22 protein-coding genes are annotated in these 25251 nt (G+C 73.9%); 17 read left to right on the forward strand and 5 right to left on the reverse strand.

Annotated features, from left to right (window positions below; genetic code table 11):
• The first annotated feature begins 6 nt into the window (after nt 1-6).
• The 8 genes from B7C62_31195 to B7C62_31230 all read left to right on the forward strand — a co-directional run bounded on the left by B7C62_31195 (nt 7) and on the right by B7C62_31230 (nt 8713).
• Nucleotides 7-1044 (forward strand): 3-oxoacyl-ACP synthase, encoded by a 1038-nt coding sequence (locus tag B7C62_31195; GenBank protein ID ARF76249.1) that lies wholly within the window; start codon nt 7-9, stop codon nt 1042-1044.
• 94 nt (nt 1045-1138) lie between these two features.
• Nucleotides 1139-2116 (forward strand): cyclase, encoded by a 978-nt coding sequence (locus B7C62_31200; protein ID ARF76250.1) that lies wholly within the window; start codon nt 1139-1141, stop codon nt 2114-2116.
• Nucleotides 2113-2754 carry a hypothetical protein gene (locus tag B7C62_31205; protein ID ARF76251.1) on the forward strand — a complete coding sequence of 214 codons (642 nt, stop codon included), beginning with the start codon at nt 2113-2115 and terminating at the stop codon, nt 2752-2754. The genes B7C62_31200 and B7C62_31205 overlap by 4 nt, the downstream gene beginning before the upstream one ends.
• A gap of 93 nt (nt 2755-2847) precedes the next feature.
• Nucleotides 2848-3060, forward strand: coding sequence for a hypothetical protein (locus B7C62_31210; protein ARF77452.1), 213 nt, complete (start codon nt 2848-2850; stop codon nt 3058-3060).
• Nucleotides 3027-4745 carry a polyketide synthase gene (locus tag B7C62_31215; protein ID ARF77453.1) on the forward strand — a complete coding sequence of 573 codons (1719 nt, stop codon included), beginning with the start codon at nt 3027-3029 and terminating at the stop codon, nt 4743-4745. The genes B7C62_31210 and B7C62_31215 overlap by 34 nt, the downstream gene beginning before the upstream one ends.
• The gene (locus B7C62_31220) at nt 4742-6472 is read left to right on the forward strand and encodes a hypothetical protein (protein ARF76252.1); all 1731 of its coding nucleotides are present in this window, start codon (nt 4742-4744) and stop codon (nt 6470-6472) included. The genes B7C62_31215 and B7C62_31220 overlap by 4 nt, the downstream gene beginning before the upstream one ends.
• A 60-nt stretch (nt 6473-6532) precedes the next feature.
• Nucleotides 6533-7762 (forward strand): hypothetical protein, encoded by a 1230-nt coding sequence (locus B7C62_31225; GenBank protein ID ARF76253.1) that lies wholly within the window; start codon nt 6533-6535, stop codon nt 7760-7762.
• A complete protein-coding gene (locus B7C62_31230; protein ARF76254.1) occupies nt 7763-8713 on the forward strand; it encodes a phosphopantetheinyl transferase in 951 nt (316 codons plus the stop codon).
• On the opposite strand, the gene B7C62_31235 is transcribed toward B7C62_31230, so the two are convergent.
• From B7C62_31235 to B7C62_31250, 4 genes are all read right to left on the reverse strand, one after another.
• Nucleotides 8606-9220: a DNA-binding response regulator gene (locus B7C62_31235; protein ARF76255.1), complete on the reverse strand. Its 615-nt coding sequence runs from the start codon at nt 9218-9220 to the stop codon at nt 8606-8608. The two genes, B7C62_31230 and B7C62_31235, sit on opposite strands and share 108 nt — an antisense overlap.
• Nucleotides 9221-9237: 17 nt before the next feature.
• Nucleotides 9238-10491, reverse strand: coding sequence for a histidine kinase (locus B7C62_31240; GenBank protein ID ARF76256.1), 1254 nt, complete (start codon nt 10489-10491; stop codon nt 9238-9240).
• 89 nt (nt 10492-10580) lie between these two features.
• Nucleotides 10581-12845, reverse strand: coding sequence for a hypothetical protein (locus B7C62_31245; protein ARF76257.1), 2265 nt, complete (start codon nt 12843-12845; stop codon nt 10581-10583).
• Nucleotides 12842-13276: a hypothetical protein gene (locus tag B7C62_31250; protein ARF76258.1), complete on the reverse strand. Its 435-nt coding sequence runs from the start codon at nt 13274-13276 to the stop codon at nt 12842-12844. The genes B7C62_31245 and B7C62_31250 overlap by 4 nt, the downstream gene beginning before the upstream one ends.
• Before the next feature lie 294 nt (nt 13277-13570).
• On the opposite strand from B7C62_31250, the gene B7C62_31255 reads away from it, so the two are divergent.
• The 8 genes from B7C62_31255 (at nt 13571) to B7C62_31290 (ending at nt 22547) form a co-directional block, all read left to right on the forward strand.
• Nucleotides 13571-14362 (forward strand): hypothetical protein, encoded by a 792-nt coding sequence (locus B7C62_31255; protein ARF76259.1) that lies wholly within the window; start codon nt 13571-13573, stop codon nt 14360-14362.
• 79 nt (nt 14363-14441) lie between these two features.
• A complete protein-coding gene (locus B7C62_31260; protein ARF76260.1) occupies nt 14442-16031 on the forward strand; it encodes a methylmalonyl-CoA carboxyltransferase in 1590 nt (529 codons plus the stop codon).
• 287 nt (nt 16032-16318) lie between these two features.
• Nucleotides 16319-17584, forward strand: a complete 1266-nt coding sequence (locus B7C62_31265) for a beta-ACP synthase (protein ID ARF76261.1) — start codon at nt 16319-16321, stop codon at nt 17582-17584.
• Nucleotides 17581-18795 carry a ketosynthase chain-length factor gene (locus B7C62_31270; protein ID ARF76262.1) on the forward strand — a complete coding sequence of 405 codons (1215 nt, stop codon included), beginning with the start codon at nt 17581-17583 and terminating at the stop codon, nt 18793-18795. Before B7C62_31265 ends, B7C62_31270 begins: the two co-directional genes overlap by 4 nt.
• Nucleotides 18796-18877: 82 nt before the next feature.
• The gene (locus B7C62_31275) at nt 18878-19153 is read left to right on the forward strand and encodes an actinorhodin polyketide synthase (GenBank protein ID ARF76263.1); all 276 of its coding nucleotides are present in this window, start codon (nt 18878-18880) and stop codon (nt 19151-19153) included.
• A gap of 890 nt (nt 19154-20043) precedes the next feature.
• Nucleotides 20044-21051, forward strand: a complete 1008-nt coding sequence (locus B7C62_31280; protein ID ARF77454.1) for a hypothetical protein — start codon at nt 20044-20046, stop codon at nt 21049-21051.
• A complete protein-coding gene (locus B7C62_31285; GenBank protein ARF76264.1) occupies nt 21048-21302 on the forward strand; it encodes a hypothetical protein in 255 nt (84 codons plus the stop codon). Before B7C62_31280 ends, B7C62_31285 begins: the two co-directional genes overlap by 4 nt.
• Nucleotides 21303-21545: 243 nt before the next feature.
• The gene (locus B7C62_31290; GenBank protein ARF76265.1) at nt 21546-22547 is read left to right on the forward strand and encodes an LLM class F420-dependent oxidoreductase; all 1002 of its coding nucleotides are present in this window, start codon (nt 21546-21548) and stop codon (nt 22545-22547) included.
• A gap of 13 nt (nt 22548-22560) precedes the next feature.
• On the opposite strand, the gene B7C62_31295 is transcribed toward B7C62_31290, so the two are convergent.
• Entirely contained in the window at nt 22561-23322 is a 762-nt protein-coding gene (locus B7C62_31295; GenBank protein ID ARF76266.1) for a hypothetical protein, read from the reverse strand.
• A 346-nt stretch (nt 23323-23668) separates the two neighbouring features.
• Between B7C62_31295 and B7C62_31300 the strand changes: the two genes are divergently transcribed.
• A complete protein-coding gene (locus B7C62_31300) occupies nt 23669-25144 on the forward strand; it encodes an amidase (GenBank protein ARF76267.1) in 1476 nt (491 codons plus the stop codon).
• Nucleotides 25145-25251: the final 107 nt, after the last annotated feature.

Raw genomic sequence — 25251 nt, forward strand, 5'->3', positions numbered from 1 at the left:
GTAGCTGTGCGAGTGGACAACATCTACCTGCGCGGGACGGCGGTGCGGCTGCCGCGCTCGCTCCCGGTGGCCGACGCCGTCGCCGCCGGACAGTGCCCGCCGCGGACCGCCGCACAGACCGGCGCGGTCTCGGTGGCCGTCTCGCCCGACGAGTCCGCCGCCGAGATGGCCGCGACAGCGGCCCGTACCGCCCTGGAACGCGCCGGGTCCGCCCCCGGCGACGTCGACCTGATCCTGCACGCCGACACCTACCACCAGGGGCAGGACCTGTGGCCCGTCGCGTCGTACATCCAGCGCGCGGCCCTCGGCAACTCCTGCCCCGCCCTGGAGATCCGCCAGATGTCCAACGGCGGCCTCGCCGCCCTCGACCTGGCCACCGCCTATCTGAACGCCGGACACGGCAGCCGCGACGCGCTGCTGACCACCGCCGACCGCTTCTGCGCCCCGGGCATCGACCGGTGGCGCACCGACCCCGGCACCCCGTACGCCGACGGCGCCACCGCCCTCGTGCTCTCCCGGCGCGGCGGCTTCGCCCGGCTGCTCTCGCTGGCGCTGCACGCCGACCCGGAGCTCGAACCCCTGCACCGGGGCGACGACCCCTTCACCGACGCCCCGTTCGGGCACCGGATGCCCGTCGACTTCGAGGCGGCCAAACGCGCCTTCATCCAGCAGACCGGCATGTCGTACGCCATCACCCGCGCCCACGCCGGTCAGCAGACCGTCATCAAACAGGCCCTGGCCGACGCGGAGCTCGAACTCGGCGAGGCCCAGTGGGTCGTCCTGCCCCACTTCGGCCGCCGCCGCCTCACCTCCATCTACTACACCCCGTTCGGCATCGAACCCGAGCGCACCACCTGGGAGTTCAGCCGGACGGTCGGACACCTCGGGGCCGGGGACCAGTTCGCCGGTCTCGACCACCTGGTCACCTCGGGCCGGGCCGCACCGGGCGACCGCTGCGTCCTGATCAGCGTCGGCGCCGGATACAGCTGGGGCTGCGCCGTGGTCGAGATCACCGGACGGCCCGACTGGGCCACCACCCCCTGACCGTACGGTCCACCACCGCTCGAGTTCTCTTCGAGCCCACCTCTGCCACTCTGGAAACGGCCGTTCTCACGGCCGGCCGAAAGGAAGGTACGCCGTGGCGTCCACCACGACCCCCACCCCCGCGAGGACCTCCCTCACCGAGCACACCGTCACGGTCGCCGCCGACCCCGCCGTCGTCTACGGCCTCATCGCCGACGTCTCCGCCTGGCCGCAGGTCTTCACCCCCACGGTGCACGTCGAGGTCCTCGGCGAGGCCCCGCCCGGCGGCGGCGAACAGCATCTGCGGATCTGGGCCATCGCCAACGAACAGGTCCGCACCTGGACCTCCCGCCGCGTCCTCGACCCCGCCGCCCGCACGATCTCCTTCCGCCAGACCGTCTCCGCCCACCCGGTGGCCTCCATGGGCGGGGAGTGGCGCGTCGAACCCCTGGAGGACGGGACGAGCCGGGTCGTCCTCCTGCACGACTACCGCGCGGTGGACGACGACCCGGCGGCCGAGGAGCTCATCGGACAGGCCGTCGACCGCAACAGCCGCGCCGAGCTCACCGCCCTCAAGAACGCCGCCGAACAGGGCCCCGCCCGCGAGGAGCTCCACCTCACGTTCCACGACTCGCTCACCGTCGCCGGAGCCGCCGGAGACGTCTACGGCTTCCTGGACCGCGCGGACCTCTGGCCCGAACGCCTGCCGCACGTCGCCCGGCTCGACCTCACCGAGGACGAGAAGGGCATCCAGGGCGTGGACATGGACACCCGCAGCCCCGACGGCTCGCTGCACAACACCACCTCGGTCCGCGTCTGCTTCGAGGAGCGCCACACCATCGTCTACAAACAGCTCAAGGTCCCCGTCGCGATGAGCAGCCACACCGGCCGCTGGACCGTCGAACCGCAGGACGACGGCACCGTGAAGGCCACGTCCTGGCACACCGTGACGCTCGACCCCGAGGGCGTACGCACCGCCCTGGGACCGGGCGCCACCCTCGCCGAGGCCCGCGCACTGGTGCGCAAGGCGCTCGGCACCAACAGCTCCACCACCCTGCGCCACGCCAAGAACTACGCGGAGGACCGCGCGTGATCGACAGAGACCCGACCCGACCGGTGACCGTCATCAACCGGTTCGAGGTCACGGGCGACCTCGCGGAGTTCGAGCGCGAGTTCTTTGCCCACAGCCAGTTCCTGCGCCGCAGGCCCGGATTCGACTTCCTGGTCACGGTCCGGCTCGTGGACCGGCCCCACGTCTACGTCCACCTGGCGCACTGGCAGCGGCTGAGCGGCCTGCTCGACACCGTGCACGACGACACCTTCACCGGGCACGTCCGCAAGCTGGGCCCCCTGGTGCGCACCGAGGCCGACCAGGCGCTCAGCGTCGGCCGCACCCTCAGCGCGGACGCCGCCGTCGGCGACAGCACCGTCGTCCTGCTCACCGCCGAGGTGCGCGAGGACCACGCGGAGTTCGAGAAGGGGTACGCGGAGCTCTCCCGCGCCTATGAGGAGGAGGGCGGCTTCGGCGGCAGCGACCTGCTCCGCTCGACCGTCCGGCCCTTCCTCTACACGGGCGTGCTGTGGTGGCGCGAGGAGGAGCACTGCGACCGGGCGCTCGGCTCCGCCCGGGGCAGCCGCGCTCTCGCCGCGCTCGACGCGTTCGCCGACGTCCGCCACGAGCGCAGCCGCCACCTCGCGTACGAGCGGGTCGTGCACGCCCCGGGCGCGTGACCACCGGGGGGCCGTGGGCCTCTTCCCCCGGATCGAGCCCGATCCGAGAGAAGGACCCAGGGCCCCTCGAGCGGCCGGGTGCACGCTTCGCACATGGCAGACACGACAGGTATCACCGTGCTTCGCGGCCGTCCGGACGCGGCGGAGATCGCCGCAGTGACCACCGTGCTGATGGCCCTCCTGCGCGACCGGGCCGCGCCCCCCGATCCACCGGGACCGGCCGAACGGGCCGGCTGGAGCGTCCGGGGCACCGGCGGACAGGGCCAGGTGTCCTGGGCCGCCCGACACGGGAGGGGACCGCAGTGACCGGCTTCCGCACGTTCATCGACACGTTCCACGCCAGGGCCGCCGCGACACCGGAACGCGACGCCCTCGTGCTGCTGTCCGAGAGCGGGGGCCGACTGCGCCCCGAACCCGTCGGCTACGGTGAACTCGCCGCTCTGGTACGGCTGCTCGCCGCCCGGCTGACCGCCCACACCGCCCCCGGCGACCGGGTCCTCGTCCTCCAGTCCTCCCGCAGACTGTTCGCCGCCTCGTTCCTCGCCTGCCTGCACGCGGGCCGCGTCGCCGTGCCCGTGGCCCCGCCCGGCGGGCGCGGCCACCACGACGAGCGCATCGCGGGCATCGTCAAGGACGCGGCGGCCAGCTGTGTGCTCACCGGGAGCGCCCACGCCGCCGAGGCGTCCCAGCTGCTGGCCCGCGCGGGCTTCACCGGCGTCACCTGCCTGCTCGCCGACCGCGCCCCCGACCCGGCGGAAGCGGAAGAGGCCCCGCACGGGACCGTGGCGGTGGACCCGGACGATGTCGCCTACCTCCAGTACACCTCGGGCTCCACCCGCGAACCCCGGGGCGTGATGGTGACCCAGCGCAATCTGGTCGCCAACCAGGAGGCCATCCGCACGGCCCTGGACACCGGCCCCGCCTCCCGCTTCGGCGGCTGGCTGCCCCTCCACCACGACATGGGGCTCGTGGGCCAGCTCCTGCACCCGCTGTGGCTCGGCACGACCACGGTGATGCTCACCCCCCAGACCTTCGTCAAAGCCCCCCTGAACTGGCTCGACACCATCTCCCGCTACGGCCTGACCGTCAGCGGCGGCCCGGACTTCGGCTACGAGCTCTGCCTGCGCCGCGTCAACGACCTGCAGATCGCCGCCCTCGACCTCACGGCCTGGCGTACGGCCGTCAACGGCGGCGAACCCGTCGACCCCGTCACCGCCGCCGCCTTCGCCGACCGCTTCGCCGCCGCCGGACTGCGGCCCGAGGCCCTGACCCCCGCCTACGGGCTGGCCGAGGCCACCCTCCTGGTCTCCGCCCACCGCCCGGACGACCGGGGCGGCGCGGCGGACTGCGGGGTGCCCGTGGACGCCGAGGTGCGGATCGTCGACCCGGACACCGGTGCCGAGCGCGCGCCCGGGCAGACCGGGGAGATCTGGGTCCGGGGCGACGGCGTCGCCCGCGGCTACTGGCGCCGCCCCGCCGAGACCGCCGCCACCTTCGGCGCCCGGATCTCCGGCACCGGGGGCACCGGTTTCCTGCGTACGGGCGACCTCGGCGCACTCGACCCGGCGGGCCGCCTGCGGATCACCGGACGCATCAAGGACGTCATGGTGATCGCCGGGCGCAACGTCCACCCGCAGGACATCGAACGCACCGTCCAACAGGTCAGCGCCCTGTTCGGCCCGGCCTCCGTCTTCGCCGTACCGGGGGAGCGGGAGCATGTGGTGCTTGTCCAGGAGGTCCGCGCCCGCAGCCACTACAACATCGACCTCACCGAACTGGCCGCGAAGGTCGCGGCCCGCATCGGCGACGAGCACGAGGTCCACACGGCGGGCCTGCTGTTCGTCAGCCCCGGCACGGTCCGCCGCACGACCAGCGGCAAGGTGGAGCGCGCCGCGATGCGCCGGATGTTCCTCAACGGTGAACTGCGCCCGCTGCACCAGCGCCTGGACGCCGAGGTCGAGCGGCTCCTGTCTGCCGGGGTGCGGGCATGACCTCCGTGACCGACCGCATCGACGCCCTGGAGCGGTCCTTCGGGCCGCTGGACGACCCGGCCAACCCGCTGGGCGGTGCCGCGTTCGTCGCCGCCGACACGGCCGGTGCGATGCCGCCCGGCGCCGAGGCGGTGCTCGACGCCCACGGCCTGAACGCGGAGTTCGTCCCCGCCGCCCTCGGCGGGCGGCTGCGGCGCATGGACGAACTCGGCCGTGTCCTGCGGCCGGTCTTCCGCCGCGACGCCTCGCTCGGCTTCGGCTACGGGCTCAACTGCTTCTTCGCCGCCGCCCCGGTATGGACGGCGGGCGACGAGGCGCAGCGCCGGTTCATCGCCTCCCTGCTGCTCGGCGGCGACCGGGTCGCCGTCGCCCGGCACGGCGTCGCCCACGGCAACGACTTCGTCCGCGACGAACTCACCGCCCGGGCCGCCCCCGACGGCGGCCTGCTGATCGACGGCAGCAAGACGGGCATCGCCAACGCCTCCCGGGCCCGCGGACTCGTCGTCTTCGCCCGCACCGGGGAGCCCGGCCACCCCCGCGCCCACAGCGTGCTCCTGCTCGACCGGGCGGCCCTCCCGCCGGACCGGGTCAGCGACCTGGGCCGACGCGCCACCAGCGGGATGCGCAGCGCGGAGTTCGGCGGTCTGCGTCTGGACGACTGCCCGGCCCCGGCCACCGCCCTGGTCGGATCGGAGGGCGACGGCTACGAGCTGTCCCTGCGCTCCTCCCTGGTCATCCGGGGCCTGATCCCCTCGATCGTGCTCGCCGGGGGAGACACCGCGCTGCGCACCGTGGCGGCGTTCGCCGCCCGCCCCCGGCCGGGCGGGCGCTCCTCCCTCGACGTCCAGCATGTGCGCGACGTCCTGACGGGAGCGCTCCTGGACCTGCTGATCATCGACTGCCTGGCCCTGGTGGCGACCCGGGCGCTGCATCTGCTGCCCCGGCAGATGAGCGTCTACTCGGCCGCCGCCGCCTACCTCGCGCCCAAGCTCACGGCCGAGACGATGGACGAGATGTCGGCGGTCCTCGGCGAGGCGACCTTCGCCGAGGAGGGCGCGTACGGCATGTTCCAGAAGCAGCTGCGGGACCTGCCGGTCACCTCGCTCGGCCACTCCGGCAGCGCGGGACGCCAGGTCAGCATCCTGCCGCAGCTGCCGTTCTTCGCCCAGCATGCCTGGTTCGCCGACCCGGAGGCCCCCGCCGGGCTCTTCCGGCTGCACGACGCCCTGCCCCCGCTGGACCTGTCGCAGCCCGCGCTCCTGGGCGACGGCGATCCGCTCGCGGCCACCCTGGTGGCGTCCACCGACCTGTTCGAGGACACCCATCTGCCGCGCCGGGGCCGGGACGCGGGCGCCCTGCGCTTCCTCATCCGCGCCTTCACCATCGAACTGGACGATCTGCGCAAGGCGTTCGGCGAGATCGGCTTCGGCGACCGCCGCCTCCTCGCCAGCCCCCACAGCCTCGGCCTCGCCGACCGCTACACCCTGGTCCTGGCGGCGGCCGCCTGTCTCGGGGTGTGGCGGGAGCAGCAGAACGCGGGGGCGGCGGCCGATCCGTTCCTCGCCGACACCGCCTGGCCCTCGGCGGTGCTCTACCGGCTGGGCCGACGGCTGGGCCTGGCGCTCCCCGACCGCCCGGCCGCCGCCGAACAGCGCGCGCTCGCCGAGGTGCTCGCCCGGCTGCGCGGCCGCCGCAGCTACGACCTGTACGCGTCCCCGCTGGCCTGAGGCCCCGTCCGCCGTGGTTCCCGCCCCCCACCCGGTTCACGTTCCGAAGGAGTACCCCTCATGTCCGCTGAAGGACCCGGCCGTCACGGTGCGGCCCACCGGGAATGGCTGCTGGAGCGGCTCGCCCACTACCTCGGCCGGCCGGTGGAGGAGACGGACCCGCTCGTCGGCTACGAGCTGGACTCGGTGGCCGCGCTGAGCCTGTACGGCGACATCGAGGAGGAGTTCGGGCCGATCATCGACCTGGACGACATCTGGGCCCACCGGACCATCGGCGACCTGGCCCGCCACATGGCCTACCGGGACATGCGGCGCTCACCCCGCGAGGTGCGGACCGCCTTCGTCTTCACCGGGCAGGGCTGCCAGTACCCGGGCATGACGGCGGGCCTCTATCTGGACTCGGCGACCTACCGGGGCCATCTGGACGAGGCGTCCGAGGCGCTCCTCCCGCTGCTGAAGACCTCGGTCGTCGACCTGATCCTCGGTGAGGACCCCCGTATCCACGGCACCGCGTTCGCCCAGGTGGCGCTGTTCGCCGTCGAGTACGCGCTCGCCCGCACCCTGGAGGCGTCCGGGGTGGTGCCGGTGGCCGTCCTCGGCCACGGCATCGGCGAGTTCGCCGCGGCGACGGTGGCCGGGGCCCTGGCCCTGCCCGACGCGGCCCGGCTGGTCGCCCTGCGCGCCGCGTTCATGCAGTACCTGCCGCCCGGCGGCGGGATGATGGCGGCCTGCGCCTCGCCGGACGAGGTCGCCCCCCTGGTGGCCCGGGAGCCGGGCGTGGACGTCGGGGTGCTCAACGCGGCGCGCTCCACCGTGCTCTCCGGTGATGTCGCCGGACTCCAGCGGATCGAGGCGGACCTGGCGGCCCGGGGCGTCAGCTGCCGCCACCTCCCGGTGACCCACGCCTTCAACTCCCCCCTGATGGCGCCGGTGGTGCCGAAGTTCGAGGCCGCCGCGCGCCGGGTGCCGGGCGGCAGCCCGAAGCTGCCGTTCTACTCCACCGTGGTCGGCGGGATCACCCACGGCCCGCTGCACGCCCCCCACTGGTCGCTCCAGCTCACCTCGCCCATCCGGTTCGCCGAGGCGGCCCGCGCCATGCTGGGCCAGCAGGACCTCACCCATGTCGTCGAGGTCGGGCCCCGCCCGGTGCTCACCCCGTACCTGCGCCGCCTGGGCAGCCCCGTCTGCATCCCGGTCTGCCCACGGGCCGACTGCGACGCGGTGGACCTGGCCGGAGTGATCTCCGCCCTCGACGCCGGCCCGCTGGCCGCCGAACCCGCGGGGGCCTGAGTGGCTCCCGCGATCGGCCGGCCGGTCCCCGCGCTCGGGCCCCAGGGACCGTGGGACCGGGTGGCGGACGCCCTCGCGGCCACCGGCAGCGTCCTGGTGTACGGCACGATGCCCGGCTGGCTGCCCCGGGACGGACAGGACGCGGTGCGCAGGCTCCTGGGCCGGGACTGGCGGCGGTACGAGAGCCTCGACCGCCCCCGTATGCGCGACCGGTTCGTGGCGTCCCGGCTCTTCCTGCGCTACACGGCGGCGGCCGTCCTGGACACCACCCCGGACCTGGTCGATCTCTCCTACCAGCCGGGCGGGCGCCCGTACGTACGGGGCTGCGACCAGATCGACGTCAGCCTCAGCCACACCGAGGAGATGATGGTCGTCGCCGTCACCCGGCGGGGCCGGATCGGTGTCGACGTGGAGCGGGCCGACCGCCGGATCGCCCGCACCGGCTCCGAACTCCAGGCGTGCACCCCGTACGAGAAGGAGCGGCTGGACGCGGGCGGCGAGGCGGCGCGCAACGGCGCGATGGTGCGGCTGTGGACGCTCAAGGAGGCGTACAGCAAGGCGTGCGGCCAGGGACTGCGCTTCCGGTTCACCGAGTTCGGCTTCGCCCTGGACGGGGCCGCGGCCCGGCTGGTGCGCCCCGACGGCTCACCGGCCGCGGCGGGCGACTGGACGTTCGGCACGTTCGGCGTGGGCGAGCGGTACGTGGTCAGCGCGGCGGTCCAGGACACCGGCTTCGGCGGGCTCGCGGACGTCTCGGTGACCACGATGCTCGACGACGGGCTGCTGGACACCCTGCTGGCCGGGGCGGCGGACCGCTCGGAGCGCACCGGCCCCGGCGGCCGGTCAGGGAATCCAGCCGGCCTCCTCGGAGATCCGGATGGCGTCGATCCGGTTGCGCGCGCCGAGCTTGGTCACGATGGCCGTGAGGTAGTTGCGGACGGTCCCCTTTGACAGGAACAGGCACCCGGCGATCTCCGCGGCGTCGGCGCCCCGGGCCGCGAGCCGCAGGACCTCCAGCTCCCGGGGCGAGAGCGGGTTCTGCGGCGAGTCCCAGGCGCTGAGCGCGAGCTGAGGGTCGATCACCCGGCGTCCGGCGGCCACCGCCCGTACGGCGTCAGCGAGTTGCTGCGGCGGCGAGTCCTTCAGCAGGAACCCGGTGACCTGGGCCGACAGCGCGCGGCGCAGCGTTCCGGGGCGGCCGAGGCTGGTGAGGATCAGCGTGCGGCAGCTGGGCAGCTGCACATGCAGGTCGGCCGCCGCCGTGAGCCCGTCCACGCCGGGCAGGTCGATGTCGATGATCGCCACGTCCGGCGGGGAGGCGAGCGCCGCCTTCACGATGGTGTCCCCCCGGTCCACGGACGCCACGACCTGGAGATCGGGCTCCAGTTCGAGCAGCGCCACGAGCGCTCCCCGGATCATGTGCATGTCTTCGGCGATGAGTACTCTCACGCACGGCAATGCGTCCCTCCGGACTCTCAGCGCTTCTCGAATGGGTCGGCCCCCACGGCGACCCGGCGGTCTGCGGGGAGTTCATCGTACGAACGATCCTCGGCCATGTGTGGCCGGATCGGCGCATACGCCTCCAGATGGAAGCGGCCCGTCTCCCGCAGACCGACGGTGAGTCCACCGCCGATCTCCGTGAAACGCTCCCGCAGATTGTGCAGACCGCTGCTGCGCGTGGTGCGGTCGGAGGACCGGGCGCCGGGCCGCCCCGCCCCGTCGTTGACCAGGCTGAGCAGGACCGTTTCCTCGTCCACGGTGGCCGAGATGCTGCACCGCCGCACCTTGCTGTGGCGCAGGATGTTGGTCACACCCTCGCGCAGGGCCGTGGCGAGCACCGTGTCGACGACCGGGTGCAGCCGCCCGCAGTCGATGGCCACATCGGCCTGGATGTCGGCCGCCGCCAGGATCGCCGCCGCCGACGTCGCCTCGTCCCGCAGCGACATGTCCCGGTACCCGCTGGACACCACCCGTACGTCGGCGAGCGCCTGGCGCGCCACCATCAGCAGCTCCTCCGTCTCGGACCGGGCGTGCTCGGGGCGCACCTCGATGAGCCGGTGCACCAGCTCGCCCTTGAGCGCGATGGCCGAGAGGCTGTAGCCGAGCAGGTCGTGCAGATCGCGGGCGAACCGGAGCCGCTCCCGGCCGACCGCCATCCGGGCCAGCTCCTCCCGGGTCCGGTGGACCTCGTGGACCAGGTCGGTCAGCCTGCTGAGCCCGTAGATGACGATGCCGCAGAGCATCCCGGCGATCAGGTAGTACGCGGCCTGGGTGACGGGGTGGCCGAGCGCCAGGGAGTAGGCCGGGATGCTCGCCACCACCACCCCGAACAGCGGCCAGGCGGCGGCCGGCCGCAGGGTGAGCAGCACCGAGGCCGCCAGCGGGCCCTCCATGCTGCCCCAGGAGATGCCGTACCAGAACAGCGGCAGATAGGTCAGCGCGACCTGGAGGCCCAGCACCCCGATCCGCCGCCGCGTTCCCCAGGACCGCGCGGAGGGCGCGGTGACGACGAACTGGACGCCGAAGACCAGCAGGACGAGCCCGATGCAGATCGTGAGGCGCAGGGTGCTCGCGTCCCCCCACCGCAGCACGTTCAGGATCGTCACCGTGGCGTAGCAGACCAGGGCGGTGACGGTGATGGAACGGGCCAGCAGAGGGGCCGGCAGATCGGCCTGACGGCCCCTCTCTCCGACGGGTGGAGCGGGCGCGGTACGGGTGCGGTCCGGCATCGACTCTCCTGGCCCGGTCTCTGTAAGAGAACAGCATGCTAGTGGCCGAGGAGCGCCCCCAACCACAGGCGCCGGTGAGAATCCGAATTTCAGACAAAGAGGAATACGGGATTCAACTCCGCGTACGGCGTCGGTTTCTGACGCCATCCCAGGCGAACCGGAACGTCGAACAGGCGCCCGGGACCGAACCTCGCCCAGAAGTGCCGCAGTCCGGGAACGACCACCTTGACGACCGGTAGTTCCACATCGGGCCGTGTCTGGTCGAGCACGAGGAGTTCCATGCCGTGGGCACGGACCACCGATTCCGCCGCCGCCACGTCCGCCTTGAGGTCCGCGCGCGGCACGTAGGCGTAACTCGACGGCACACGCCGCGACTCGAGGGGATCGGGAAGCAGGTATGGCTGATTCTGTACGGTCTGGAAGCACCACCAGGTACGCAGCTCCGCCGCCAGATCGGTCCGCCGGGCCAGGGGTTCCCCTGGTGGTGTGTCGGGCGGCAGCAGCTGGCACATCTCCGTCACCGCGCGCCGCAGCGCCAGACGGGGATCAAAATGAGCCCCGAACCCGAACGAGATCCGCTGCTCGGCACCTTCCTCGTGCCGGGAGACGGCGGCCATCACCGGGATGCCGAGGTCCGAGGTCAGGTCCAGGACCCACAGGGACCGCCCGGACCTCGCGTACACCTCCCGGGTCCGCGCCAGCCACGGCTCGTCGAAGGCGTCCAGGTCGACCGCCGGGCGGCGCAGCCGGTTGTACCACCACAGCGCCACCGCGTCCCGCTCCACCAGCTCCAGGAAGCCCTGCACGACGGCGTCCTCGATGCTGGAGCCCGCCGCGTTGCCGTTGGAGTCGGCCCAGGGCGCGTGCTCGACGCCGTCCGGCCCCTGGCCGAAGTACAGCATCGAGGTGGGCAGCAGCCGCTGCCGCTGCCCGGTCAGCGACCACAGCGGGGTCCACTCGCGCCGCGCCCCCTCGTCGAAGGGCGGCGGTACCGCGTGCATCGCCCCGTGCGTGGCGTTCCAGACGGCGCGGTCGCGGTACTGGCGGCCGGAGAACAGCTGTACGGCGTCGGGGTGCACGGCGGCGTCCCCGAGCCCGGTGAACGACTCCTCGGTCACCGCCTCGTCGCCCTGGCGGGTACCGCAGTAACGTTCCACCGCCTCGCACAGGGCACCGGCCTCCGCCTCCTGCGGGGTCACGCCCTTCCCCCCGCTGTGACTGCGCAGCCCCTCCGCCGAGGTGCCCCGCCAGGCCAGATTCCGCCCGGACACCCAGCGGTTCAGCCCGTCCGGTGTCCCCGGGGCCGGACGCAGCCCCGCGACGATGCCGGTCACGGGGTCGACCAGGTGCCGGTAGCGCTCGATCACCTCGGCGGCGGGCAGGGCCCGGTGGTTGCTGCCCGCCGCCACCGCCTTCGGGCGGGACACCGGCACCACCGGGCGGCGGCCCCGCGCGGCCATCAGCCCCGGGTCGCCGCACTGGGGGCACTGCGGGCGCCGCGCCACCGGATGGTGCGTGCTGCGCAGCGTACGGGTGTCGAGACGGCACACCGCCCCCTGCCCCTCGTACCGCATCTCGGCCACCCACTTCAGGGCCTCCAGCACCGCCGAGTGCAGCCCCATCATGCGGACCGCCGTCAGCGTCGCCTCCGGCAGCGGCACCGGCCCCCGCAGCCCCAGCGCATGGCGGACCGGCGCCTGCGAGGAGCGGTGGCCGCGCATCCGCTGCGCCAGACACGACCAGCAGGGGCCGTCCTCGGTGCCGAACACCGGCCCCACCCACACCTCGGGACCGCCCGGCCGGGCCAGCAGCCAGGGCCGCCCGGCCGCCCGGAACCGGGCGTCCGTCCCGGCGAGCGCGGGCTCCAGGTAGTCGTCGCACAGCACCAGCCCGAAACCGGCCGTCTCCGGGTCCGGCGCGAGGGTCAGCCCCGCCGCCGCGCACTCCGCGCGGGCCGCCTCCCCGTCGGTGCGGCCGAGCGCCACCACGTGCACCGGCGTCATACCGACCGCCGCCTCGACCCCGGCGCTGCCCAGCCCCGCCAGCTCCCAGTACGCCGCGGCGGCGGAGTCCGCCCTCGGGTCGCGGTAGCCGATGAGACCGGCGCGCGCGAGAGCGGCGATGAGCTGCCCCACATCGGTGGCCGGAACCACCGGGGTCGCCTCGGCGATCACCGCGGACAGCGTCCGGGTGCCGTCCAGGAGCGGGGCCAGCAGCTCGACCTGGGGGCCCCGCAGGACGGTCGTCCCGCGCTCCGACAGCAGATAGACCGCCTCGCCGCTGACCGTCTCCACGCGCAGATGGCGCTTGAACCCCACCGGGAGTGCGGCGGGCGCCTGGCCGGTGAGCGTCACGAGCGCCCCGCCGCGGCGTCCGGCCGGTGGGTGAAGTTGCAGAAGGACGCGGCCTGCTGAGCCGGGGCGTGCGTGAAGTTGCAGAAGGACGAGTCCGCCGCCGGGCTGTGCGTGAAGTTGCAGAACGATCTGCTCTCCGCCGCCGGGATGTGGGTGAAGTTGCAGAACGAGCCCGCCTCGGCCGCCGTGCCGTCGAGGTCCTCCAGGGACAGCCCCTGGGACCGGCTGTCGGCCAGCTCCATGTAGACCGGCTCGGCCGCCAGGCCGAACTCGGCGAGGACGGACACCGGGTTGCTGAGGTAGCGCTGCGCGAGCTCCGGCTCCAGACCGGTGCGGGCGGTGAGCAGGGCGAGCCGTTCGGCGGTCCGCTCCGGGTCGGCGGTGCCGAGGTGCGTGGTCGGTGCGGGAGCGATGGTGGTCGAGCCGATCATGGGTTCCCCTCCTGAGCCGGTCGGACACTGTGTCCCGGGGCCGTCTTCTCGCCGGACTCGGCCGGCGGCCCCTCGACGTCCGCGTTCGACGTCCCGTGCTTCAGGATTCTGCGCGTGTGCTCTCACCGGGGCCCAGTGCCGCGTTCACCAACCCGGCATGACATTTTCATGTTCTCCTTCGTGATCCGCTCACTGGGGCGTCGGGCACCGGGGATGCGAGTCTCGTGTGACGCTGAGCGCCACATGTTCCGGTGCTCGTGTGACGGGGTGCCGACGCAGAGGAGAGTACGGACGATGGAGATCAATGTACTGGGGCCGCTCACCGCCATGGAGCACGGTGTCTCCGTGGTCCCCACGGCGGGCAAGCCCCGCCAGATCCTCGCCCTCCTGGCCCTCCAGGCGGACCGGGTCGTCACCGTGCCCACGCTGATGGAGGAGATCTGGGGCGAGGAGATCCCGCGCAGCGCGGCGACCACCCTCCAGACGTACATCCTCCAGCTGCGGCGCAAACTGGCCACCGCCCTCGCGGGAGACCCGCACCGGCAGGCCAAGGAGGTGCTCGTCACCCAGCACGGCGGCTATCTGCTCCAGGTGCAGCCCGGCCGGGTCGACGCCCAGGAGTTCACCCGGCTCGCCGCCTCGGGGCGGGACGCGCACGAGGCGGGCGACTACCGCTCCGCCTCCGCCCTGCTGCGCCAGGCCATGGAGCTGTGGCAGGGGCCCGCGCTGGTCGACGTCCGCGTCGGCAGCGTCCTCGAACTGGAGGTGCTGGGCCTGGAGGAGGACCGGATGGCCGCGCTGGAGCGGCGCATAGACGCGGACCTGCACCTCGGCCGGCACCGCGAGATCGTGCCCGAGCTCCGGGTCCTGGTGGCCAAGAACCCCATGCACGAGAACTTCTGCGCCCACCTCATGACCGCCCAGCACCGCGCGGGCAGCTCCTGGCGGGCCCTGGAGTCCTACCAGCGGCTGCGCACCACGCTCATCGACGAACTGGGCCTGGAGCCCTCGCCGCGTCTCCAGCGCCTGCACCAGGCCGTGCTCGCCGCCGACCCGGCGCTCGACCTGGAGGTCACCGCGGGCTGAACTCCCCGCCCGCGCCCCGGTGTCCGGGGCAGGCGGGGTGCTCCACCGGGCCTTGAGGTGACGTTCCTACGTTCGGCCAATGACGATCCTCGACGAGCTCACGGTGACCCCGGCCGCCCCCGACCTGCCGCGCGCCTCGGACGAACTGCGCCGCCTCAAGGAGGAGGTGAGCCGCGGACCCGACCCCGCGGCGACCGTCCGGCAGCACGAGAAGAACAAGCTCACCGCCCATGAACGCCTCCAACTCCTCTTCGACGAGGGGACGTTCACCGAGATCGAGCCCCTGCGGCGGCACCGCGCCACCGGCTTCGGCCTGGAGGAGCGCAAACCGCACGGCGACGGTGTCGTCATCGGCTGGGGCCAGGTCCACGGGCGTACCGTCTTCGCGTACGCCCATGACTTCCGGGTCTTCGCCGGGGCACTGGGCGAGGCGCACGCCGCCAAGGTCCACAAGATCATGGACCTCGCCGAGGCGGCCGGCGCCCCGCTGGTCAGCCTCAACGACGGCGCGGGCGCCCGTATCCAGGAGGGCGTCACGGCGCTCGCCGGATACGGCGGCATCTTCCGCCGCAACGTCGCCGCCTCCGGAGTGATCCCCCAGATCAGCGTGATGCTCGGGCCCTGCGCCGGAGGCGCCGCCTACTCGCCCGCGCTGACCGACTTCGTCTTCATGGTGCGCGACACCGCGCAGATGTTCATCACCGGCCCCGACGTCGTCCAGGCCGTCACCGGGGAGCGCATCACCCACAACGGCCTCGGCGGCGCCGACGTCCACGCCGCGACCTCCGGCGTCAGCCACTTCGCCCACGACGACGAGGCATCCTGCCTGGAGGACGTGCGGTACCTGCTGACGCTGCTGCCCGCGAACAACAGGGAGCTGCCCCCCACCGCCCGGGGCGAGGACCCGGCCGACCGGCGCACCGACGCGCTCGCCTCCCTCGTCCCCGCCGACCCCGGCCGCTCCTACGACATCCGCGGGGTGATCGAGGAGATCGTGGACGACGGCGAGTACCTGGAGGTCCACGAGGCGTGGGCGACGAACGTGGTCTGCGCCCTCGCCCGCCTCGACGGACAGTCCGTCGGCATCGTCGCCAACCAGCCCGCCTCGCTCGCCGGGGTCCTCGACATCAACGCCTCCGAGAAGGCCGCCCGGTTCGTCTCCACCTGCGACTCCTTCAACATCCCGCTGGTCACCCTCGTCGACGTGCCCGGCTTCCTGCCCGGCGTCGGCCAGGAGCACAACGGCATCATCCGGCACGGGGCCAAACTGCTGTACGCGTACTGCAACGCGACCGTGCCCCGGGTCTCCCTCGTGCTGCGCAAGGCGTACGGCGGCGCGTACATCGTCATGGACTCCCGGTCCATCGGGGCCGACCTCTCCTTCGCCTGGCCCACCAACGAGATCGCCGTGATGGGCGCGGAGGGCGCCGCCAACGTCATCTTCCGCCGGGAGATCGCCGCGGCCGACGACCCCGAAGCGGTGCGCGAGCAGCGCATCAAGGAGTACCGCAGCGAGCTCATGCACCCCTACTACGCGGCCGAACGCGGCCTCGTGGACGACGTCATCGAGCCGGGGGAGACCAGGAGCGTACTCATCCGCTCCCTGGCGATGCTCCGCGCCAAGAAGGCCGAAGTGCCCTCCCGCAAGCACGGCAACGTCCCCACCTAGGAGTGTTTCGCGGCAGGTCCGGGGCCCTTTCGCGGCAGATCCACGCGCGCGCGAGCCACGGTCGAGAGCCCCGCCGTTCCATGACGGGACCGGACACGGCGGGGCGCCACGAGCACACCGCCGCACCGGTACCCGGCCGGCCGGGGCGGGGAGGCCCTGACCCTGAACCATCCCGGCCGCCCCACGATTCAGGAGTGTCACGGACGAAGGGATCGACAGTGACCCCCACACTTCCATTCGGCCGGTGCGCAGCGGCGCACCCGGCCCCGTCGAAGGCCAGGTAGCCCATGCGCAGAGTCGCCATCACCGGCCTGGGCGTCGTCGCACCGGGCGGGGTGGGTGTCAAGGAGTACTGGGACCTGCTCACCTCGGGACGCACCGCCACCCGCAGGATCTCCTTCTACGACCCCTCGCCCTTCCGCTCCCAGGTCGCCGCGGAGTGCGACTTCGACGCCGTCGGCGCGGGGCTCTCCCCGCAGGAGATCCGCAGGCTGGACCGGGCCGCGCAGTTCGCGGTCGTCTCCACCCGCGAGGCCCTCGCCGACAGCGGACTCGACACCTCCGCGCTCGACCCCGGACGGATCGGGACCTCGCTCGGCAGCGCGGTCGGCTGCACCACCAGCCTGGAACGCGAGTACGTCGTGGTCAGCGACGGCGGCCGGTCCTGGGAGGTCGACCACGCCTACGCCGTCCCCGAGCTCTACCAGCACTTCGTGCCCAGCTCCATGGCCGCCGAGGTCGGCCGGGCGGCGGGCGCCGAGGGCCCCGCCGCCGTCGTCTCCACCGGCTGCACCTCCGGCCTCGACTCGCTCGGCCACGCCGTCGAACTCATCCGGGAGGGCACCGCCGACGTGATGATCGCGGGCGCCACCGAGGCGCCCATCTCGCCCATCACCTCGGCCTGCTTCGACGCCATCCACGCCACCACCCCGCGCAACGACACCCCGGAGAGCGCCTGCCGCCCCTTCGACCGGACCCGCAGCGGCCTGGTGCTCGGCGAGGGCGCGGCCGTCCTGGTCCTGGAGGAGCTGGAGAGCGCGCGCCGCCGCGGCGCGCACATCTACGCGGAGATCGCCGGGTTCGCCTCGCGCTGCAACGCGTACCACATGACCGGGCTCAAGCCCGACGGGCGCGAGATGTCCGAGGCCATCGACGTGGCGCTGCACGAGTCCCGGCTCGCGCCGGACGCCATCGGCTACATCAACGCGCACGGCTCCGGCACCAAGATGAACGACCGCCACGAGACCGGCGCCTTCAAACGCAGCCTCGGCGAGCACGCGTACCGCACGCCCATCAGCTCCATCAAGTCGATGATCGGGCACTCGCTCGGCGCGATCGGCGCCCTGGAGATCGCCGCGTGCGCCCTCGCGATGGAGCACGGCGTCCTGCCGCCCACCGCGAACCTGCACGAACCCGACCCCGAACTCGACCTGGACTACATCCCGCTGACGGCCCGTGAGACCCGGCCCGACGCGGTGCTCAGCGTCGGCAGCGGCTTCGGCGGGTTCCAGAGCGCCATGGTGCTCGCCCGCCCGGAAAGGAGAAGCGCATGAGCGGCACCGCCGTGGTGACCGGTCTCGGCATCACCGCGCCCAACGGCCTCGGCACCGAGGCGTACTGGAAGGCCACGCTGGCGGGCGAGTCCGGGCTCGGCCCCGTCACCCGCTTCGACGCCTCCGGCTACCCCTCGCGCGTCGCCGGAGAGGTCCCCGGCTATGTCGCCGAGGAGCACATCCCCAGCCGGCTCATCCCGCAGACCGACCACATGACGCGGCTCGCGCTCACCGCCGCCGACTGGGCGCTCGCCGACGCGGGCCTGGACCCCGCCGAACTCCCCGAGTACGGCGTCGGATGTGTCACCTCGGCCTCCGGCGGAGCGGTCGAGTTCGGCCAGCGCGAGCTCCAGAACCTGTGGAGCAAGGGCAAGGAGTACGTCAGCGCCTACCAGTCCTTCGCCTGGTTCTACGCCGTCAACACCGGCCAGATCTCCATCCGCAACAAGCTGCGCGGCCCCAGCGGCGTCCTGCTCACCGAACAGGCCGGCGGCATCGACTCCATCGGCCAGGCCCGGCGCTACATCCGCAAGGGCTTCCCCGCGGCGATCTCCGGCGGGGTCGACGCCCCCCTCTGCCCCTGGGGCTGGGTGCCGCAGATCGCCTCCGGCCTCATGAGCACCGTCCACGACCCGGCCCGCGCCTACCTGCCGTTCTCCGCCCGGGCCACCGGATACGTGCCCGGCGAGGGCGGGGCCATCCTCCTGATCGAGGACGCCGAAGCGGCCCGCGAACGCGGCGCGCCCACGGTGTACGGGGAGATCACCGGGTACGCCGCCACCCTCGACCCGGCCCCGGGCTCGGGCCGCCCCCCGGGGCTGCGCCGCGCCGCTGAGGGAGCCATCGCCGACGCGGGCCTGCGCCCCGAGGACATCGACGTGGTCCTCGCCGACGCCTCGGGCGACCCCGCCGCCGACCGCGCCGAGTCGGCCGCGCTCGCCGGGATCTTCGGCCCCGGAGCCGTACCCGTCACCGCGCCCAAGTCCATGACGGGCCGTCTGCTGGCGGGCGGCGCCGCCCTCGACGTGGCCACGGCCCTCCTCGCCCTGCGCGACGGGGTGATCCCGCCCACCGTCAACGTCACCGAGGCCGCCCCCGACCACCCGATCGACCTGGTCACCGAGGCCCGCGAGGCCCCCCTGCGCACCGCACTGGTGCTCGCCCGGGGCCACGGCGGATTCAACTCCGCGCTTGTCGTCCGCCGGCCGTGACCACCGCGCACCGGCCCCCTGCCCACCCCCCGCACCCGACCGCACACCGCCCACCGCCCGTCAGACGAGAGGACGTCACACCATGACCGCCACCACGACCACCACGACCGTCACCCTGGCCGATCTGACCCGGATGCTCCGCGAGAGCGCGGGCGAGGAGGAGGGCGTCGACCTGGACGGCGACGTCATCGACACCCCCTTCATGGAGCTCGGCTACGACTCCCTGGCCCTGCTCCAGGTCATCGGCCAGATCCAGCGCGAGTACGGCATCGAGATACCGGACGACGCCGTGGTCGACGCCGAGACCCCGAGGGCGCTCCTCGCCCTCGTCAACGCCGGACAGACCGCCACGGCCTGACCCGGACCGCCGACCCGGCCGGCCCGCCCGAACATCCCCCCGGGCGGGCCGGCCGCCCGGCTCCCCGCTCATCAGGACCACGCGCTCATCAGGACCATGCGCCCATCAGGCCCACGCGCCCCGCAGGAGGGAACATGTCGCTCACCTCGTCCAGCGCGGTCGTCCGGAGGCTGGTCGTCAGCCCCGGCCACGCCCCCTCGCCCGCCGAGCCGCAGCGGCTCGTGGCCACCCCCGCCGCCCTCTCGGCCGTGCTCCGCGCCTTCGGCCGCCCGCTCGACCGGCTGCCGGTGCGCACCGCCGTCTACATCGGCGGACCCGCCCGCGAACTTCCCTCCGTCCACGAGGGCTTCACCATCCGCACCGAACGCAGCCCCGGCCGCGCCCTGCGCCGCGCCGCCCGCGAACTGCACGACGGGACCACCGACCTCGCCATCGTCGCGGGCTTCGCCGAACCGGACCCCGGCACCATCACCGTCCACGCCGTCCGCCGCGCCGCCGAGGCGGTCGCCGACTCCGAGCGGATCATCGGCCTGCTCGACCTGACGACGGGCGGCCCCGACGACCTCCCGCCCGTCCGCCCGCTCTCCCACGGCCACCGCGAGACCGGCCCCGACCGCCACCGGCTGCTCCTCTGGTCGGGCCGGGACGAGCGGGACGAGGCCCGGGTGCGCGGCGAACTGCTCTCCGTGCTCGACGGGTCCCACAGCGAGGCGTTCCCCGCCCTGCCCACCGCCGTCCCCTGCGGCACCCCGCCGGGCCCGGTGCGCGGGGCCGCCGTCGCCGTCTCCGCGCTGGCCGCCGCGAGCGTCCACAAGGCACGGCCGGTGAAGACCGGCCGGCCGCGCCAGATCGCCCTTCTCTTCCCGGGCCAGGGCTCCCAGCACACCGGCATGGCCACCGGCCTCTACCGCCGCGACCCCGTCTTCACCGCCGCCGTCGACGCCGTCTTCGCCCACATGGGCGAGGAGGGCCGACGGGTCCGCGAGGACTGGCTCACCCCCGGCCCGCCCCGGATACCCGTGGACGACGTACGGCGGGCCCAGCCCCTGCTGTTCGCCGTCGACTACGCGCTCGGCAGGCTCGTCCTGAGCTGGGGCGTGCGCCCGGCCGCCCTGCTCGGCCACAGCGCGGGCGAGCTGGTCGCCGCGACGCTGGCCGGGGTGGTCTCCCTGGGCGACGCCGTCTCCATGGTGATGTCCCGGGTCCGCGAGGCGGTCAGGATTCCCGAGGGCGGCATGCTCGCGGTCGCCGCGAGCGAGGAGCGGCTGAGCCCCTATCTGACCGGTGAGGTGGTCGTCGCCGCGGTCAACGCCGCCCAGCAGGTGATGCTCGCGGGCCCCGCAGCACCCCTGGCCGAGGTCCGCGAACGGCTCAGGGCCGACGGGCTCACCGTCGTGGACGTGCCCGCCTCCAGCCCGTTCCACTCGCCCGCCATGGCCCCGGCCGCCGAGCAGGTCGAGGCCGACTACCGCCGCATCCCGCTGCGCGAACCGGTCCTGCCCCTCTACTCCGGCTACACCGGGACGCTGATGGGGGCTCAGGAGGCGCTCGACCCGCGCTTCTGGGCCCGCCAGATCACCGACACCGTCCGCTTCAAGGACGCCCTGGAGGAGCTCCTCGCGATCGAGGACGTCCTGCTGATCGAGGCGGGCCCCCGGCAGACCCTCACCGCCTTCGCCCGCCGCCACCGCGCGGTGCGCCTCGGCGCGAGCGCGGCGGCCCCCCTGCTGCCCGCCCGCCCGGGCACCGGGGAGGCGGACCGCCAGTCGGTCCTGACGGCGGCGGCCCGCGTCTGGACCGAGGGCCACGACCTGGACATGCGGGCGGTCTCCGGCCTGTGGACCTGGTCCGCCGACCGGGCCCGGACCCCGGCGGCCCTGGCGGGCGTACCCGGATGACCGCCGTACGGCGCCTGCTCGCCGCGCTGGGCCGCTCGCTGTCGGCGGCGGGCTGGATGTGGCTCGGCCTGGCGGGCGTGGGCCCGCCCCCACCGCCCGGGCCGCCACCGCCCGGCTCCCCGCAGCCAGGGCCCCTGCGGCCGCCGCCGGAGGGGCACCCCGAACGCCTCTGCCCGGAAGTCCCCCTGACCGAGGCGGAACGGGCCCTGGCGCGCGATCTGGCCCGGACGGCTCCCCGGGACGGCGGCTGACCGCCCCGGCGGTCTTCCCCCGGCCCGGGAAGTGCTCCAGGATGGGTGCCCCCGTACGACGCGCGCCCCGGGGCGTGGCGGGACAGGGCCCGGCATGCCCCGTTATGGAAGGATCTTCGGCAGCGTGTCGTACGAGGCCGGCGCCCGCGAGGCCGAAGCCGACGCGCGCGTGAGAAGCGGCACCACGGCCGAAGCACGCGTGAGACACGGGACCACATGTGCCCCTGGATTAGGAGATCCGCCATGGACTTCGGACTCGTCCTCCAGACCGACCCGCCCGCATCGGCCGTCGTCGGCCTGATGCGCCGCGCCGAGCGCAACGGCTTCCGCTACGGCTGGACCTTCGACTCCGCGGTGCTCTGGCAGGAGCCGTTCGTCATCTACAGCCGCATCCTGGAGCACACCGACCGCCTCACCGTGGGCCCCATGGTCACCAACCCCGGCACCCGCACCTGGGAGGTCACCGCCTCCACCTTCGCCACCCTCAACGACATGTACGGCAACCGCACGGTGTGCGGGATCGGGCGCGGCGACTCCGCGATGCGGGTCGCGGGCCGCCGCCCCAACACGCTGGCCCGCCTCGGCGAGGCCATCGACGTCATCCGGGACCTCGCCGAGGGCCGGGAGGCCGTGGTCGACGGACAGCCGGTGCAGATCCCGTGGGTGAAGGACGGGCGGCTGCCGGTCTGGATGGCGGCGTACGGGCCCAAGGCCCTCGCACTGGCCGGACAGAAGGCGGACGGCTTCATCCTCCAGCTCGCCGACCCCTTCCTCACCGAGTGGATGATCAAGGCGGTACGGGACGCGGCGTCCGACGCCGGACGCGACCCGGACTCCGTCACCATCTGCGTCGCCGCCCCCGCCTACGTGGGCGACGACCTCGACCACGCCCGTGAGCAGTGCCGCTGGTTCGGCGGCATGGTCGGCAACCACGTCGCCGACCTGGTCGCCCGCTACGGCGAGCACTCCGGCCTGGTGCCCGAGGCGCTCACCGCGTACATCGCGGGCCGCTCCGGCTACGACTACAGCCACCACGGCCGCACCGGCAACCCGGACACCGCCTTCGTCCCGGACGAGATCGTCGACCGGTTCTGCCTGCTGGGCCCCGCCGAGGCGCACATCGAGAAGCTGCGCCACCTGAAGGAGCTCGGCGTCGACCAGTTCGCCGTCTACAACATGCACGACGCCAAGGAGGCGACGATCGACGCGTACGGCTCCGAGATCATCCCCGCCCTGACCGGCTGAGGCCGCCCGGGATTCACACCGGTTTGACGCTGCGCCCCAGCAGAGCCGTCACATCCACTGTCTCGTCCGCCGACGGAGTCGTGTCCGGCACCGGCCGGTCGAAGCCGGAGAAGTCCACCGTCCCCTTCTCGTCCGGCCCGTCCGCCGTGATCCGCACCGGGTACGGCTCGCCCTCGGTGGCCACGTACACCGTCAGCCGCTCGTCGCCCTGCGCGCGGGTCACCGGGACGACCGGGGCGCCGTTCACCTCGGTCTCCGCGCCCTTCGTCAGCGTGCCCCGGTCGGCCGCGTCGGGGTTGTCCGCGAGCAGCTCGCGGAAGGTGTCGAGATCGCAGACCTCGGTCACCGTCAGCAGCCGGGGGTCGTCCGCCTTCGCCTTCATGTACCGGCCGTCGAGGATCGCGTCGAACGTGGAGCCGCCGATGGGGACATGGGTCTCCCAGAACGCCTTGTCCGGCTTCAGCCAGACGTCGTCGGCGCGCTTCACGATCTCCACGGACCCGTCCTCGCCCGTGTCGACCCCGCCCGCGCAGTTGCCCTCCCGGTCGAGCGTGAGATCGATGCTCATCCGCTCGCCGCTCCCGCCGACGCTTCCCCGCGCGCTCAGATGCAGAGAGGAGACCCCGAGCAGGGCCTCGCGCGAGCGGTCCGCGATCTGTTCGGCGCCGAGCGAGGCGATGTCGTCGTCGGCCTGCGCGACCGCGCCGCCCGTCACGGTGAGGGCGACGGCCGCCGCCCCCGCGGCGGCCCGTGCGGCCCAACGGTGTCCGCTCACGTCGTCGCCTCCTTGGCCAGGGCCGCTGTGCGGGCCCGCTCCGGGCATGCGATCCGGACCGTCCGTCCGTTCCTTTGAGCGTACGCCGGGGAGGCGGGCGGCGCCCGGTACGCCTACGCAGGGTCACGTACGGGCCGGGCTTCCGGTCACGGAGAGCCGCCGGACCCACAGCCGGACCCACCGCCGACCCCCGCCACCGGACGCGCCATCGGCTCCCGCCTCCGGTCACTCGCCGCACCGGAACGCTTGAGCGACCTCCCACTCCTCGTTACCCTCCAGTAAGTACCTGTGGGCGGCGGCCGGGACGACCGGGCGGCCCCACGGCCACGAGGGAGGCGGCACGCCCATGTCCTCAGCGGAGCCCACCGAGCAGACCGGTCCGGCCGTACGACCCCACTCCGAGCGCCCTTCGCCCTCCAGGCCCACCCCGGAGCCGATGCCCGGGCTGGCGGAGAGCGCGCGCCTGCTCGCCGCATCCGCCACCACCTCCACCGCGCTCGTCGCCGACGCCCTCGCCCGGATCGAGGCGAGCCGGACCACCCTCAACGCCTTCCGTCATCTGCGGGCCGAGGCCGCCCTCGCGGAGGCCGCGGAGGCCGACCGCAGGCTGGCGGCGGGGGAGCGGCTGCCGCTGCTGGGCGTCCCGGTCGCGGTCAAGGACGACACCGATGTGGCGGGCCTGCCCACGCACTTCGGCTGCGACGGCGAGCGGCCCCCGGCCACCGCCGACAGCGAGGCGGTCCGCAGGCTGCGCGCCGCCGGGGCCGTCGTCGTCGGCAAGACCAACTCCTGCGAACTGGGCCAGTGGCCGTTCACCGAGGGCCCCGCCTTCGGCGCCACCCGCAACCCCTGGAACACCGCCCACACCCCCGGCGGCTCCTCCGGCGGATCGGCCGCCGCCGTCGCCGCGGGCCTGGTCCCCGCCGCCCTCGGCTCGGACGGCGCCGGGTCCGTCCGCATCCCCGCAGCCTGGACGCACCTCGTCGGCATCAAGCCCCAGCGCGGCCGGGTCTCCGTCCACCCGCACCACGACGCCTTCCAGGGCCTCACCGTCAACGGCCCGCTCGCCCGTACGGTGGCCGACGCCGCGCTCCTGCTGGACGCGGCCTCCGGCGCGCACCCCGGCGACCTCCACCGCCCGCCCGCCGTCCGCGCCTCGGACGCCGCCCGCCGGGACCCCGGCCGCCTCCGCATCGCCCTCGCCTGGCGCCCCCCGCTCACCCTGACCGGCGCCGGACCGGACCCCGAGGTGCGCCGGGCCGTCGCCGCGCTGGCCGAGACCCTGGCCCGGCTCGGCCACCACGTCGAGGAGGCCCGCCCCCGCTACGGGCTGATCGGCCTCGCCTTCGTCCCCCGCGCCACCACCGGCATCGCCGAGTTCGCCGCCCGCCACCCCGAACCGGCCCTCCTCGACCCGCGCACCCGCAGCGCCCTGCGGACCGGGACGCGGCTCGGCGGCCGGGTGGTCCGGGCCGCCCGCGCCCGCGAGGTGCGCCAGCACCGCCGGATCGGTGCCCTCTTCGACACGTACGACGTCCTCCTCACCCCGACGACCGCCGCACCCCCGCCCCGTATCGGCACCTTCGACCGCCTCAGCGCCTGGCGCACCGACGTCACCATGGCCGCCGCCTGCCCCTACGCCTGGCCGTGGAACGTCCTCGGCTGGCCCGGCATCAGCGTCCCCGCCGGTTTCACCCGCTCCGGCCTCCCCGTCGGCGCCCAGCTGCTCGGCCCCTCCCGCGGCGAGGAGCGGCTGATCGCCCTGGCGGCCCAGCTTGAGGACGACCTGCGCTGGTACGAGCACCGGCCCCCGGCCCCGTAACCCGGAGGTACACCGAGCACACCGGAGCCCGTACGGACAGTAAAGCCGTGCGGGGGCCTTGTGGAGCCATGGGCGGCGACGAGATATCTTGATGTCAAGCAATGTTG

The organism is Kitasatospora albolonga (genome assembly GCA_002082585.1).
Classification (GTDB): domain Bacteria; phylum Actinomycetota; class Actinomycetes; order Streptomycetales; family Streptomycetaceae; genus Streptomyces; species Streptomyces stephensoniae.

Coding starts and splice junctions, on each gene's coding strand:
- B7C62_31220 (ARF76252.1), top strand. CDS start 4,742: ATGACCTCCGTGACCGACCGCATCGACGCCCTGGAGCGGTCCTTCGGG.
- B7C62_31255 (ARF76259.1), top strand. CDS start 13,571: ATGGAGATCAATGTACTGGGGCCGCTCACCGCCATGGAGCACGGTGTC.
- B7C62_31270 (ARF76262.1), top strand. CDS start 17,581: ATGAGCGGCACCGCCGTGGTGACCGGTCTCGGCATCACCGCGCCCAAC.
- B7C62_31300 (ARF76267.1), top strand. CDS start 23,669: ATGTCCTCAGCGGAGCCCACCGAGCAGACCGGTCCGGCCGTACGACCC.
- B7C62_31210 (ARF77452.1), top strand. CDS start 2,848: ATGGCAGACACGACAGGTATCACCGTGCTTCGCGGCCGTCCGGACGCG.
- B7C62_31265 (ARF76261.1), top strand. CDS start 16,319: ATGCGCAGAGTCGCCATCACCGGCCTGGGCGTCGTCGCACCGGGCGGG.
- B7C62_31275 (ARF76263.1), top strand. CDS start 18,878: ATGACCGCCACCACGACCACCACGACCGTCACCCTGGCCGATCTGACC.
- B7C62_31225 (ARF76253.1), top strand. CDS start 6,533: ATGTCCGCTGAAGGACCCGGCCGTCACGGTGCGGCCCACCGGGAATGG.
- B7C62_31290 (ARF76265.1), top strand. CDS start 21,546: ATGGACTTCGGACTCGTCCTCCAGACCGACCCGCCCGCATCGGCCGTC.
- B7C62_31240 (ARF76256.1), bottom strand. CDS start 10,491: ATGCCGGACCGCACCCGTACCGCGCCCGCTCCACCCGTCGGAGAGAGG.
- B7C62_31280 (ARF77454.1), top strand. CDS start 20,044: ATGGCCACCGGCCTCTACCGCCGCGACCCCGTCTTCACCGCCGCCGTC.
- B7C62_31285 (ARF76264.1), top strand. CDS start 21,048: ATGACCGCCGTACGGCGCCTGCTCGCCGCGCTGGGCCGCTCGCTGTCG.
- B7C62_31250 (ARF76258.1), bottom strand. CDS start 13,276: ATGATCGGCTCGACCACCATCGCTCCCGCACCGACCACGCACCTCGGC.
- B7C62_31260 (ARF76260.1), top strand. CDS start 14,442: ATGACGATCCTCGACGAGCTCACGGTGACCCCGGCCGCCCCCGACCTG.